At 69.0% G+C, this 12,544-nt stretch carries 14 protein-coding genes; 8 read left to right on the forward strand and 6 right to left on the reverse strand.

Translation table 11 applies throughout. The features are described 5' to 3' along the window. Positions 1-27 precede the first annotated feature (27 nt). From L324_RS32960 to L324_RS32970, 3 genes are read left to right on the forward strand one after another with little or no spacing between them, the layout of a single operon-like run. On the forward strand, positions 28-792 hold the full coding sequence (locus L324_RS32960) for a glutaminyl-peptide cyclotransferase (protein ID WP_037317994.1): 765 nt from the start codon (positions 28-30) through the stop codon (positions 790-792). 51 nt (positions 793-843) lie between these two features. Continuing rightward, entirely contained in the window at positions 844-2,784 is a 1,941-nt protein-coding gene (locus L324_RS32965) for an MFS transporter (protein ID WP_037317996.1), read from the forward strand. 28 nt (positions 2,785-2,812) lie between these two features. Next, positions 2,813-3,277, forward strand: coding sequence for a DUF2771 family protein (locus tag L324_RS32970; RefSeq protein ID WP_051174224.1), 465 nt, complete (start codon positions 2,813-2,815; stop codon positions 3,275-3,277). Positions 3,278-3,522: 245 nt separating this feature from the next. Here L324_RS32970 and L324_RS32975 read toward each other — a convergent pair whose 3' ends face one another. Continuing rightward, positions 3,523-3,909, reverse strand: coding sequence for a cold-shock protein (locus L324_RS32975; RefSeq protein ID WP_016337551.1), 387 nt, complete (start codon positions 3,907-3,909; stop codon positions 3,523-3,525). Positions 3,910-4,040: 131 nt separating this feature from the next. On the opposite strand from L324_RS32975, the gene L324_RS32980 reads away from it, so the two are divergent. Further along, positions 4,041-4,286: a hypothetical protein gene (locus L324_RS32980; protein ID WP_044853879.1), complete on the forward strand. Its 246-nt coding sequence runs from the start codon at positions 4,041-4,043 to the stop codon at positions 4,284-4,286. Here the strand turns inward: L324_RS32980 and L324_RS32985 are convergent. Further along, positions 4,222-4,875 (reverse strand): HAD family hydrolase, encoded by a 654-nt coding sequence (locus L324_RS32985; RefSeq protein ID WP_037318003.1) that lies wholly within the window; start codon positions 4,873-4,875, stop codon positions 4,222-4,224. The genes L324_RS32980 and L324_RS32985 overlap by 65 nt on opposite strands. A 94-nt stretch (positions 4,876-4,969) precedes the next feature. Between L324_RS32985 and L324_RS32990 the strand changes: the two genes are divergently transcribed. Both L324_RS32990 and L324_RS32995 read left to right on the forward strand, forming a co-directional pair. Then, the gene (locus L324_RS32990) at positions 4,970-5,581 is read left to right on the forward strand and encodes a TetR/AcrR family transcriptional regulator (RefSeq protein WP_173426428.1); all 612 of its coding nucleotides are present in this window, start codon (positions 4,970-4,972) and stop codon (positions 5,579-5,581) included. Between the two features lie 15 nt (positions 5,582-5,596). Beyond that, entirely contained in the window at positions 5,597-6,568 is a 972-nt protein-coding gene (locus tag L324_RS32995; protein WP_037318004.1) for a R2-like ligand-binding oxidase, read from the forward strand. Between the two features lie 63 nt (positions 6,569-6,631). On the opposite strand, the gene L324_RS33000 is transcribed toward L324_RS32995, so the two are convergent. After that, positions 6,632-7,789 carry a hypothetical protein gene (locus tag L324_RS33000; RefSeq protein ID WP_037318006.1) on the reverse strand — a complete coding sequence of 386 codons (1,158 nt, stop codon included), beginning with the start codon at positions 7,787-7,789 and terminating at the stop codon, positions 6,632-6,634. Between the two features lie 105 nt (positions 7,790-7,894). Beyond that, complete coding sequence (locus L324_RS33005) at positions 7,895-9,553, reverse strand: AMP-binding protein (RefSeq protein ID WP_037318008.1); 1,659 nt, start codon at positions 9,551-9,553, stop codon at positions 7,895-7,897. A gap of 139 nt (positions 9,554-9,692) precedes the next feature. Between L324_RS33005 and L324_RS33010 the strand changes: the two genes are divergently transcribed. Next, positions 9,693-10,454 carry a PhzF family phenazine biosynthesis protein gene (locus tag L324_RS33010; protein ID WP_037318010.1) on the forward strand — a complete coding sequence of 254 codons (762 nt, stop codon included), beginning with the start codon at positions 9,693-9,695 and terminating at the stop codon, positions 10,452-10,454. Continuing rightward, positions 10,454-10,828 carry a YccF domain-containing protein gene (locus L324_RS33015; protein ID WP_037318012.1) on the forward strand — a complete coding sequence of 125 codons (375 nt, stop codon included), beginning with the start codon at positions 10,454-10,456 and terminating at the stop codon, positions 10,826-10,828. Before L324_RS33010 ends, L324_RS33015 begins: the two co-directional genes overlap by 1 nt. Positions 10,829-10,888: 60 nt before the next feature. Here L324_RS33015 and L324_RS33020 read toward each other — a convergent pair whose 3' ends face one another. Then, positions 10,889-11,704, reverse strand: coding sequence for a metallophosphoesterase family protein (locus L324_RS33020; protein WP_037318014.1), 816 nt, complete (start codon positions 11,702-11,704; stop codon positions 10,889-10,891). 37 nt (positions 11,705-11,741) lie between these two features. Further along, on the reverse strand, positions 11,742-12,536 hold the full coding sequence (locus L324_RS33025) for an HAD-IIA family hydrolase (RefSeq protein ID WP_037318851.1): 795 nt from the start codon (positions 12,534-12,536) through the stop codon (positions 11,742-11,744). Positions 12,537-12,544 lie beyond the last annotated feature (8 nt).

Here is a 12,544-nt window from a genome sequence, read left to right on the forward strand (position 1 = left end):
TATCGCGGTCCGTGTCAGGCTGTCCGCGTGCGCACGCCGATGACCATCTCGCTCCTGCTGGCCGCCGTCCTCGGTGGCTGCGCCGCCGCGCCGGTGAGCGGCACCGCCCCGGCCGCGGCCGAAAAGCTCAAGGTTCAGGTGCTCTCCACCCTTCCGCACGACCCGGCCGCGTTCACCCAGGGCCTCGAGTTCTCCGGCGAGACGCTGTACGAGGGGACCGGCCTGGTCGGGAAGTCGTCGATGCGGGCCGGGCCCGCGGGCGCGGCGCCGTCGGTCCGGCAGGACCTGCCCGGCCTGTTCGGCGAGGGCATCACCGTGCTCGGGCCGACGGTCTGGCAGATCACCTGGCAGGACGGCGTCGCCATCGAACGCGACGCCAAGACCCTCGCCGAGCTCCGTCGCGTGACCTACACCGGCGAAGGCTGGGGCCTCTGCCACCACGACGGACGGCTGGTGATGAGCGACGGCTCGTCGAGGCTCACCTTCCGCGACCCCGTTTCCTTCGCCCCGACGGGCGGCGTCGATGTCGGGCGTGACCAGCTGAACGAACTGGAATGCGTCGGCGACTCGGTCTACGCGAACGTCTGGCAGACCGAGAAGATCCTGCGGATCGACGCCGCTTCCGGCCGGGTCACCGGCGAAATCGACGCGTCGGGCTTGCTCGGCCCCGGCGAGCGGGGTTCCGCCGACGTCCTCAACGGCATCGCGGCGGTGCCCGGGGCGGACGAATTCGTGATCACCGGCAAGCTCTGGCCCAAGATGTTCCGCGTGAAATTCGTCCCTGCCCCCTAGAAAGCAGTGGTGAACGCGCGCGGCGGGTCCCGGGTAAGGCAGGATTGAAGGGTGGGAATCTTCGGCTCGAACTCTGGACCCGACGGCACGCGTTCCGGCCGGCCGGGCAAGGAGCGTGGCCGTAAGAGCAAGCGCAAGTGGACACCGGAACCGGGCGCCGCCCAGGCGCGCGACTGGTCCGCGCCGCCGCCCACCCGGGTCGACCACCAGCCGGTGCCGCCCCGCGCGGCCCGTCCCCAGCCCCAGAACCAGCCCCAGTACCAGCCGCATCCGGCCGGGCCGACCGCCGACGAGGCGCGCACCGCCGCGATCCCGATGGGGCACCACCAGCCACCGCCGCCACCGCCCCGGATGCCACCGCAGACGCCTCCGCGCGGCGCCCGGCCGTACCCGGATCCCTCGCAGCGGCAGACCGAACCCGTCCGGCGTCGTCCGGGCGGGTTCTACGACGAGCACCCGCCCGGCAGCGGCGAGTACGAGCACTACGACACCGGCGGCTACGCGGGTGAACCCCGGGTCGCCGAGGAGGTGCCACAGGAGCACCCGACGACCGCGGTCCCGCCGCGGGCGGGCGCCCTGCCGCGGATGCCGAAGAAGATCACGGTCACCCGGGTCGCGGCGATGCGCAGCCGTCAGCTCACCGGGCAGGCCGTCGGCGCGTTCCAGCGGGCGACGAAGGCGGACGGCGCCGACAAGTCGGGGCTGACTTCGCTGACGTACGCGGTGATGCTGAACTACGCCAGCGACGCGGCGATGGCGATCGCGCTGGCCAACACGCTGTTCTTCGCCGCCACCAGCGGCGAGAGCAAGGGCAAGGTCGCGCTCTACCTGCTCATCACGATCGCGCCGTTCGCGCTGGTCGCGCCGGTGATCGGCCCGGCGCTGGACAAGATCCAGCGTGGCCGCAGGCTGGCGATGTGCGTGTCCTCGGCCGGACAGGCGCTGATGGCCATCGTGATGGCGCTGCATTTCGACGACTGGTTGCTGTACCCGGCGGCGCTGGGCATGATGGTGCTCTCGAAGTCGTTCACCGTGCTCAAGGCGGCGGTGACCCCACGCGTGCTGCCACCCGAGATCACGCTGTCCAAGACCAACGCGCGGCTGACGGTGTTCGGCCTGGTCGCCGCCGGCGCGTTCGGCGCGCTGGCGAGCGGGGTCAACGCGATCTGGGGTTCGCAGGGCGCGCTGTGGTTCACCATGCTGATCTGCGTCGCGGCCGCCGTGCAGTCGATGCGGATCCCGGCGTGGGTCGAGAAGACCGAGGGCGAGGTGCCTGCTTCGCTGTCCGCGCACCCCGAGCGGCGAGTGAAGAAGCAGCGGCAGCCGATGGGACGGCAGATCGTCGTCTCGCTGTGGGGCAACGGCACCGTCCGCGTGCTGACCGGGTTCCTGATGATGTTCTCCGCGTTCGCGGTGAAGGCGCAGGCCGAGGGCAGTGGGCAGAGCCCGTTCGAACAGCTGCTGCTGCTCGGCATCATCGGCGCCGCCGCCGGTGCCGGTGGTTTCCTGGGGAACGCGCTCGGCTCCCGGCTGCACTTCGGCAAACCGGATCAGGTGATCCTGGCCTGTGTCGGGGCCTGCCTGGGTATCGCGGTCATCGCCACCGTGGCGGCGGGGCTGGCGACGGCGGCGATCGTCGCGCTCGTCGGCGCGACCGCGAGCGCGCTGGCGAAGATCAGCCTCGACGCCGTGATCCAGGAGGACCTGCCGGAGGAGTCGCGCGCGTCGGCGTTCGGGCGTTCGGAGACCGTGCTGCAGATGTCCTGGTGCTTCGGCGGTGCCGTCGGCCTGCTGCTGCCGCCGACGTACTGGATCGGGTTCCTCGTGCTGTCGATCCTGCTGGCCGTCGGGTTCACGCAGACGTTCATGGTCCGGCGCGGGACCTCGCTGATCCCGGGTCTCGGCGGCGACCGGCCGCTGCGCCCCGAGCCGACCAGCGAATCGCCGGTCCCGTCGGAGGCCGGTGACTCCCGGTGGCGGCCGGGCTCGTAATCTTCACCGTATGCGGCGACTTCGTATCTTGGCCCTGCTCGCGGCGGGTGGTTTCGTGGTGGCCGGTTGCTCGGCCCCCGGCCCCGAAGAGGTGACCTTCTTCGCCGACGGGAAGACGGTGAACGTCACCCCGCTGGCGTCCTGCGACATCAAAAGCGCCCAGTGCACGACCCGCCCCGACGCCGCGGGCAAGCTGCGCGTCCGGCCGGGGAAACCGGTGCAGATCTCGGTGCCGAGCGGGATCGCGGAGACGCCGTGGAAGGTCACGGTGCAGTACGTGAACGGCAAGGGCGAGCCGCAGGAACTGAAGCAGGACATCATCACGTCGCTGGACCGGTTCGCCTACACCGTGACGACGCCCAAGCCCGACGATCAGATCCTCGTCGTCGAGGTCGCGCAGGCTTCGGTGATCAGCCAGACCGGACGTCCGGAGGACGCCGAGGCGGTCACGACCGCGATCTGGTCGCTGCAGGTCGAGCCGCCCGCCGCCTGAGCAGCAAGGGACCTTTGCTATCGCGCGGGCTCCCGATCCTCCGCTGAAGGTAGTGAAGGCGCCGACCGACCCGGCCGGCAGCCACCCGTGAGTGCCATGAAAGGTCCTTTCCTTGCAAATTTTGCAAGGAAAGGACCTTTCATGGCGCTTGAGTAAGCGTCGGGCGGCCGATGCGCGTGAAGGCCCCCCCTTCCCTCGGCTGAGCCGAGGGAAGGGGCCTTCACGCGCTAAGACGGAGGCGTCGATCAGGGATCGAGGTCCCTGGCGACCGCGCGCATGATCTCGGCGATCTGCTTGGTGTTCTTGCGGTCCGGGTAGCGGTTGCGCCGCAGGTCCGGCTGCACCTTGAGTTCCAGCAGCTTGATCATGTCCTCGATGAGCCCGTGCAGTTCCTCCGCGGGACGGCGGCGGGCCTCGGCGACCGAAGGCGGCGGGTCCAGCAGCCGGACGGAAAGCGCTTGCGGGCCGCGACGGCCGTCGGCGACACCGAACTCGAGGCGCTGACCCGCCTTGAGTCCTTCGACGCCCTGCGGCAGCGCGGCTTTGCGGATGTAGACGTCGGCGCCCCCATCCTGGGTGACGAAACCGAAACCCTTCTCCGCGTCGTACCACTTGACCTTGCCGGTCGGCACTTCCCTCACCAGTCCTTTGCTGTCCTGCTCACAACGAACGCGCCCGGGGCGTACCCAGGGCGCGCGTCCCATAAGCGTATCTCGCCACATGCCCTGTGGAGAAGCGGATACCGGCGGATACCCTCTGTTTCATGGAGACCGCAGTAAAGGAGGCCGCTGTGGCCGTCCCCGAAAAGCCGGGCAAACCGATCCTCATGCGCGTGGGCATCGGCCTGTTCGCGATCGGCATGATCGCCGTCACAGCCGTGTTCATCCTGTTCGCGGCCGGACTGGAGAACCTGCCGGTGTGGCTGTCCGCCGCGGCCGGCGTGATCACCCCACTGGGTCTGGCGCTGGGCCTGATCGCCCTGGTTCGCGAGGCTCGCCGAAAGAGCTGAACCAGCCGGGGAACTCGGTCAGCGAGTCGAACACCACGTCGGCCCCTTCCGCGAGCAGTTCGGCCTTGGTGCACGGGCCCGTCGTGACCCCGACGGGGACGGCGCCCGCCGCCAGCGCGCCGCGGATGTCGCCGAGGTGATCCCCGACGTAGACACGGGCGCCGTGCTCGGTGAGCGCGGCGGCCTTCTCCGTCGACCACAGCTCCCCGACCAGGACGTCGACCTCGAAGCCGAGGGCGTCCAGGTGGAGTTTCGCGTTGGGCCCGTACTTACCGGTGACGACGACGGTGCGCCCGCCCGCCTCGCGGACGGCGTGGAGTGCTTCGGCCGCGCCGGGCAGCGCGACCGTCACCGGCACGACGACCTCCGGGTACATCGCGCGGAACCGCGTCACCAGTTCCGGGATGCGCTCCTCCGGCGCGCCGAATCCCCGCAGGCTGTCGTCGAGGGGCGGGCCGAGGTTGGCCGCGAAGAACTCGCCGTCCAGCGGCAGGCCGGACTCCACGCCGAGCGCGTTCATCGCCGCGACCATGCCCGGCCGCGGATCGATCAGTGTCATGTCGAGGTCGAACCCCACGGTGATGCCCACGCCGCCACGGTAGCGGCCACCACCGACTGATTTACACCAACCGGGCAATCGTCAACGCCTTTGACACAGGCGCGCTCTGTGTCAAGCTGGAGATGTGGGCGAGATCACGAGCTTCTCCGACCGGACCAAGGCCTCGTTGCGGGAGGCCCTGCTCGACGCCGCCACCGAGCTGCTCCCGGAGCGCGGCTACACGGCGCTGCGCATGGCGGACGTCGCCGCGCACGCGGGGGTGAGCAGGCAGACGGTCTACAACGAGTTCGGCAGCAAGGCCGCGCTCACCCAGGCCGTCGTTCTCCGGACGACGTCGGAGTTCCTGGAGGGCATCCGGCAGCGCGTCGAGCACGCGCAGGACCTCCTCGACGGGATCCGCGAGGCCGTCGTCTACACGATCGAGCACGCCCGTGAGAACCGGCTCGTCGCGACCACGCTCGGCACCGAAGCCGGCGAGGACCTCCTTCCGTTGCTCACCACCAAGGGCGAGCCGATCCTGACCGCGGCCACCGAGGTCGCGGCCGGGCAGTACCGCGAATTCGAACCGGCGCTCTCGGCTCATTCGGCCGCGCTGCTGGCGGAGACCGTCGTGCGGCTTTCCCTGTCCCATCTCGTCATGCCGACCCATTCGGCCGACGAGGCGGCGGCCGCCGTGGTCGCCGTACTGGCACCCGCCATCCGGATGCTGACCACCGATTCGTCCACAATGGAGTGACACGAAGGGGACGTCATGACCGATACGCTCTCTGAGCTGCGGACCGGTTTTTCCTCACTGCGCAAGGGCGGGCTGAACTGGGACTCGTTCCCACTGCGGCTGTTCGCCAAGGGCAACAAGAAGTTCTGGAATCCCGCCGACATCGACTTCTCCCGTGAACGCGAGGGCTGGGACACCCTCAACCCGGAACAGCAACGGTCGACGACGTATCTGGTGGCGCAGTTCATCGCGGGTGAAGAGGCGGTCACCGAGGACATCCAGCCGTTCATGCGGGCGATGTCCGCGACCGGCCGCTTCGGCGACGAGATGTACCTGACCCAGTTCTGTTTCGAAGAGGCCAAGCACACCGAGGTCTTCCGCCGCTGGATGGACGCCGTCGGGCTCACCGAAGACCTGCATCCGTACGTCGCGGAGAATCCCCACTACCGCAAGCTTTTCTACGAAGAACTGCCGCGGTCACTGCGGGCGCTGGAGGACGATCCCAGTCCGCTCAACCAGATCCGCGCGAGCGTCACCTACAACCACGTCATCGAAGGCAGTCTCGCGCTGACCGGGTACTACTCGTGGCAGCTGATCTGCACGCAGCACGACATCCTGCCCGGCATGCAGGAACTGGTGCGCCGCATCGGCGACGACGAACGCCGCCACATGGCCTGGGGCACCTTCACCTGCCGTCGCCACGTCGCCGCGGACGACTCGCTGTGGGACGCGGTGCAGCAGCGGATGGGTGAGCTGCTCCCCCACGCGCTCAACATGATCCAGTGGGTGCAGGACCAGTTCGAAGAGATCCCCTTCGACAACGATCCGCAGGAGATCATCCAGTACGCCGCCGATCGGGCGCAGCGGCGGCTCGGCGCGATCGAATCCGCGCGCGGGATGCCGGTGGAGCAGATCGACCTCGACTATTCACCGGAGAACCTCGAAGAGACCTTCGGAGAGGAAGACGCGAAGGCGATCGCCGAGGCTGCGGCCGCCGTGTCGGCTTAGGCCGTGAAGGCCTCCTTGAGGGACCCAGGGTCCCTCAAGGAGGCCTTCACTGACCATCGACCTTCACCTGGCCGGCCAGTAGACGGCGTGCCAGTTGCCGTCCGCGGCGACAGCGCCGCCCGCGATCGTCCCGTCGAGACCGATCAGTTCGGCCCGGCTGTATCCGCCGCCCGGCAGCGTGCCGAGGTCGGTCCGCACACCGTTCGCGTCCCAGAGCGCGGCGTTGCCCGCGATGCCGACGACGCGGCCCCGTCCGTCGATGTCCATGGCGTTGCCGCCGGTGCCGACCGTGGCGAGCAGGGTCATCGTGCCGTCGGCGGCCCACCGCACCGGAACGGAGAGTGATCCGTTCGGGGAGTCGACGTAGCCCATCCCGACGGAGACCCCGGAACCGTTGATCTTGTAGACGTCCGTGGCGTAGGAGTTCGTCCAGCCGAGTTCGATCATGCGGCCGTCGATGGTCCACTTCACGGCCGCGTACCGGTCGTTGATCGTGGTGCGGCCGACTATCTCGCCGGAGGCGTTCAGGCCACCGAACCAGCTGGCCGCGGTCGCCGTACCGAGCATGGTCACCGCCCCGGACGCGTCCCAGCGCAGGACCCGGATGCTGCCGTCGTCCCCGTAGAGCCGCCCGCCGATGAACCGGCCGTCGCGGCTGATCGCGGACGCGGAGTAGCTTCCCGCCACCGGCGGCGCGGCGAGCATCGTGACCCCTCCGGACGGGTCCCAGCGCAGTCCGCGCTCCTTGCCCGTGGCGTCCGTCCCCGATCCCACGATGACGCCGAGGTCGCTGATCCCGCGGGCTTCCCAGGTCCGGCCGCCCGGCAACGCCGGGAGTTCCGTGACCGCGCCGTCCGGGGCCCAGCGCACGGCCCGGCTGCTCAGCCCGTAGTCGAGTGAACCGCCGACGGCCACCCCGCTCCCGTTGATCGCCTTCGGCGACCCGAGACCGCTGCCGCCCAGGGACGACAGCACGGAGATCTTCCCGCTCCGGTCCCATCTCACCGCCGTGCACCAATGCGTGTGCGGCTCGGTGCTGCAGGACTCCCCGACGAGCTGGCCCCGGTCCCCGACCGCGGTCACGTCGGTCCTCTCGTCACCGGGCAGGAGGCCGAGATCGATCGGCCCGGTCGCCGCGGCCGCCACCGCCGGGACGGACAGCGGCAGCGCCACCGCGGCCACGACCAGGGTGAGCAGACGTTTGCCTCGTTGGATGTTCATGGTTCCCCTAGGCGGCTCCCCATGGCCCCGCGCTCTGCGAGACCTACTGCCGCACAGGGGACACGCCTGCGGAAAGTGACAGGTTGTCCCGAAGTGTCAACTTCGTCAGGCGTGTTTCGCGGCAGCCGCCGCTTCCAGGCCGAGGATGCCGATCGACTGTTCGCGCATCTCGATCTTGCGGACCTTGCCGGTCACCGTCATCGGGAACTCCTCGACGACGTGGACGTAGCGCGGGATCTTGTAGCGCGCCAGCTTCCCCTCGCAGAACTCCCGCACCGCCTCGGCCGTCAGCGGTTTCGCTCCCTCACGCATGCGCACCCAGGCCATCAGTTCCTCGCCGTACTTCTGGTCCGGGACGCCGATGACCTGCGCGTCGAGGATGTCCGGATGGGTGTAGAGGAACTCCTCGATCTCGCGCGGGTACAGGTTCTCGCCGCCGCGGATGACCATGTCCTTGATCCGGCCGGTGATGTTGACATACCCGTCGGCGTCCATGACCGCGAGGTCGCCGGTGTGCATCCACCGCGCCGCGTCGATCGCCTCGGCCGTCTTGTCCGCCTGCTCCCAATAGCCGAGCATCACCGAGTAGCCACGCGTGCAGAACTCACCGGGTTCGCCGCGCGGCACCGTCAGCCCCGTCTCCGGATCGACGACCTTGACCTCCAGATGCGGCCCGACCCGGCCGACCGTCGACACCCGCCGCTCCACCGAATCGTCCGCGCGGGTCTGGGTGGACACCGGCGAAGTCTCGGTCATGCCGTAACAGATCGACACCTCCGTCATGCCCATCCGGTCGATCACCTGCTTCATCACCTCGACCGGGCAGGGCGAACCCGCCATGATCCCGGTCCGCAGCGAGGAAAGGTCATGGGAGCCGAAGTCCGGGGCGGCCAGTTCGGCGATGAACATCGTCGGAACCCCGTACAGCGAAGTGCATTTCTCCGCCGCGACGGCTTCCAGCGTGGCCTTCGGCTCGAACGCGGGCGCCGGGATCACCATGCAGGCGCCGTGACTGGTCGCCGCGAGATTGCCCATCACCATGCCGAAGCAGTGATAGAAGGGGACGGGGATGCATATCCTGTCGGCTTCGGTGTAATTGCAGAGTTCGCCGACGAAGTAGCCGTTGTTGAGGATGTTGTGATGGCTCAACGTGGCGCCCTTGGGGAAGCCCGTCGTGCCCGAGGTGTACTGGATGTTGATCGGATCGTCCGCGGAAAGCCCGGCCTGCCGCTCGATCAGCGGCGCGCGGTCGGCTTTGCCGCCGATCTCCAGCAGTGACGGCCACGCGGGGCTGTCGAGCAGCACGACGTGTTCCAGTGCCGGGCATTTCGGCCCGGCTTCGGCGATCATGCCCGCGTAGTCCGAGGTCTTGAACGAGTTCGCGGCCACGATGAGCTTGATCCCGGACTGGTTGAGCACGTACTCGAGTTCGTGCGACCGGTACGCCGGGTTGATGTTGACCAGGATCGCGCCGATCTTCGCGGTGGCGTACTGGACACAGGTCCACTCCCACCGGTTCGGCGACCAGATGCCGACGCGGTCGCCCTTGGCGATGCCGAGGTCCAGCAGGCCGAGCGCGAGCGCGTCCACCTCGGCGGCGAATTCGGTGTAGGTCCAGCGTTTCCCGGCCGCGCGGTCGACCAGCGCGTCACGATCGCCGAAGGCGGCGACGGTCCGATCGAAGTTGTCGCCGATGGTGTCCCCCAGCAGCGGGGTGTCCGAGATTCCCGATGCGTAACTTGGCAAGGCGGGGGTGTCGGCCATGGAAACTCCTGCGTTCGGCGGTAACGACGCGTCGAGTCTAGGAAGCCGGGGTGAGCCCGGCCACCTGCAAGTGGAGACCCGCGACACCTCGGGGAAAACCCCGAGGCCGGGTTCGCGCGCTACGGATATCGTCGAGGGTATGCGCCTCTACATCGTCGACGCCTTCACCTCCGAAGCCTTCGCCGGCAACTCCGCCGGGGTCGTGCTCCTGGACTCGCCGGGTGACGCGGGCTGGATGCAGTCCGTCGCCGCCGAGTTGAAGCACGCTGAGACGGCCTTCGTCGAGGTCGGTGGCGAAGGCCCGAAGTCGCTTCGCTGGTTCACGCCGGAGACCGAGGTCGACCTGTGCGGGCACGCCACGCTGGCCACCACGCACGTCCTGGGCGGCGAGCAGACCTTCACGACGAGAAGCGGCGAGTTGCGCTGCCGGGCCGAAGACGGCTGGGTGTCGATGGACTTCCCGTCGGATCCGCCCCGCGAGTCGGACGACGATCTGTCGTCGATCCTGCCGGGGTGCGAGTTCGAGTACGTCGGGCGGAGCCACCAGAACCTGTTCGCGGTGGTGGACAAGGCTTCCGTGGTGCGTTCGCTCGAACCGGACCTCGCCGCGCTGCGTGCGCACTGGACCGGACGGCTGATGGTCACCGCGCCCGGCGACGTCGACGGGGTCGACTTCGTCACCCGGTTCTTCGCGCCGGGTGTCGGGGTCGACGAGGACCCCGTCACCGGTTCCGCGCACTGTGTCCTGGCGCCGTACTGGGCGGCGCGCCTCGGCCGGGAGAAGCTCGTCGGTGAGCAGGCGTCGGCTCGGGGCGGCATCGTCCGGATGAACCTCACGGGCGACCGCGTACTGCTTTCGGGGCAGGCGGTCACCGTGGCCAGCGGGGAGCTGCACGTCTGATGCGCCTGATCCTCAACGTCATCTGGCTCGTGCTGTGCGGTCTGTGGATGGCACTCGGCTACGTCGTCGCCGGCATCATCTGCTGCATCCTCATCGTCACCATCCCGTTCGGGCTGGCGTCGTTCCGGATCGCGGCCTACGCGCTGTGGCCGTTCGGCCGCACCGTGGTCGACAGGCGCGACGCCGGCGCCGCGTCGACCATCGGGAACGTCATCTGGTTCATCTTCGCCGGGATCTGGCTCGCGATCGGGCATGTGCTGACCGGGGTCGCGCTGTGCGTCACGATCATCGGGATCCCGCTGGGGGTGGCGAACTTCAAGATGATCCCGGTCTCGCTGATGCCGCTGGGCAAGGAGATCGTCGAACTGCCGTGAAGGTCGTCGCAAGTAGCCGACTACTTGCGACGTCCTGCCCCAGCGAGCGGTGTTCGAGCCTCAGTCCTCCGGCTCCCACGGGAGCGAAACGATCAGACACGGGCCGCCGACGAACAACCCGCCGTCGATCCCCAGCGCCTTGCCGCCCGCGTAGAGGTACGGCCCCTCGATCTGCGCCGGGTGGATGCCGAGCTGGTCGGCGATGACGCTGTGCCCGTGCACGATCCGCTCGCCGCCGAGCCGGTCCATCAGCTGCTGCGCGACGTCGGCGCCGTCCGGCCCCCGGAAGGCGTAGCGCGTGGTCATCCGCCGCCACACGTCCCACCAGGCCTGGATGTCGCTGCCTTCGAGGATCTCGCGACCGCGCGCGTTGATCTCTTCGATGTCGGTACCCCAGTCGAGGTACTCGAGCGTGTCCGAGTGCATCAGCAGGTGGTCCGCGGCCAGCGTCAGCATCGGGCGCGAAGTCAGCCATTCGATATGTTGCGGCGTGAGCCTGTCCTGATCGGCCAGCAGCCCGCCGTTGATCTCCCAGCTCCGGGCGAAGCTGCGCGGCCCGAAATCGGACGGCACCTCCGTGTCGCCGAAGTGGTACATCCCGAGAAGCAGGATCTCGTGGTTGCCCAGCAGCGTCCCGCAGTGCCCGCCCGCCTTGGCGGCCTGCCGTTCCAGCCGCATCACCAGGTCGATGACGCCGACGCCGTCCGGCCCCCGGTCGACGAAGTCGCCGAGGAACCAGAGGGTGGCTTCACCACCGGCCCAGTCGTCGTCGGCGTCGAGCAGCCCCTTCTCCCGGAGCGCCCCGGCCAGCTCGTCCCGGTGTCCGTGCACGTCACCGACCACGTAGGTCGGGGACGCGGGCTGATCGTCGTGCATCTTGTGACGATAAGCCCTCCACCCGCCGCCGCGTCGCTCAGCCTTCGCCGAACGGGTCACCGGTACGGCCCACCAGATCGGCGATCGAGTCGATGATCATGGTCGGGCGGTACGGGTAGTGCTCGGCGCTCTCCCGGCTGGAGATGCCGGTCAGCACCAGGATCGTCTGCAGTCCGGCCTCGATTCCCGAGTGGACGTCGGTGTCCATCCGGTCGCCGATCATCAGCGTCGACTCCGAATGCGCGCCGAGCCGCCGCAGGGCCGAGCGCATCATCAGCGGGTTCGGCTTGCCGACGTAGTACGGCGAGCGGCCGGTCGCCTTCTCGATCAGCGCGGCGACCGAGCCGGTGGCGGGCATGGAGCCCTCCACGCTGGGGCCGGTGGCGTCGGGGTTGGTGGCGATGAACTTCGCGCCGCCCTCGATCAGCCGGATCGCGCGGGTTATCGCGCTGAAGCTGTACGTGCGCGTCTCACCGAGGACGACGTAGTCCGGGTCGCGTTCGGTCAGCACGTAGCCGACCTCGTGCAGCGCCGTGGTGAGCCCGGCCTCGCCGATCACGAACGCCGAGCCGTTCGGGCGCTGCGACGCGAGGAACTTCGCGGTCGCCAGCGCGGAGGTCCAGATGGCCTCCTCGGGGATGTCGAGACCGGTCCGCTCGAGCCTCGCCCGCAGGTCACGCGGGGTATAGATCGAGTTGTTGGTCAGCACCAGGAAGCCGATGTCGTTGGCGCGCAGCTCCTTGAGGAACTCGTCCGCCCCGGGGACGAGGTGCTCCTCCTTCACCAGCACGCCATCCATGTCGCTGAGGTACGTCCAACGGCGCTCGTTCATGACCCCCA

Source organism: Amycolatopsis orientalis DSM 40040 = KCTC 9412 (genome assembly GCF_000478275.1).
GTDB lineage: Bacteria > Actinomycetota > Actinomycetes > Mycobacteriales > Pseudonocardiaceae > Amycolatopsis > Amycolatopsis orientalis.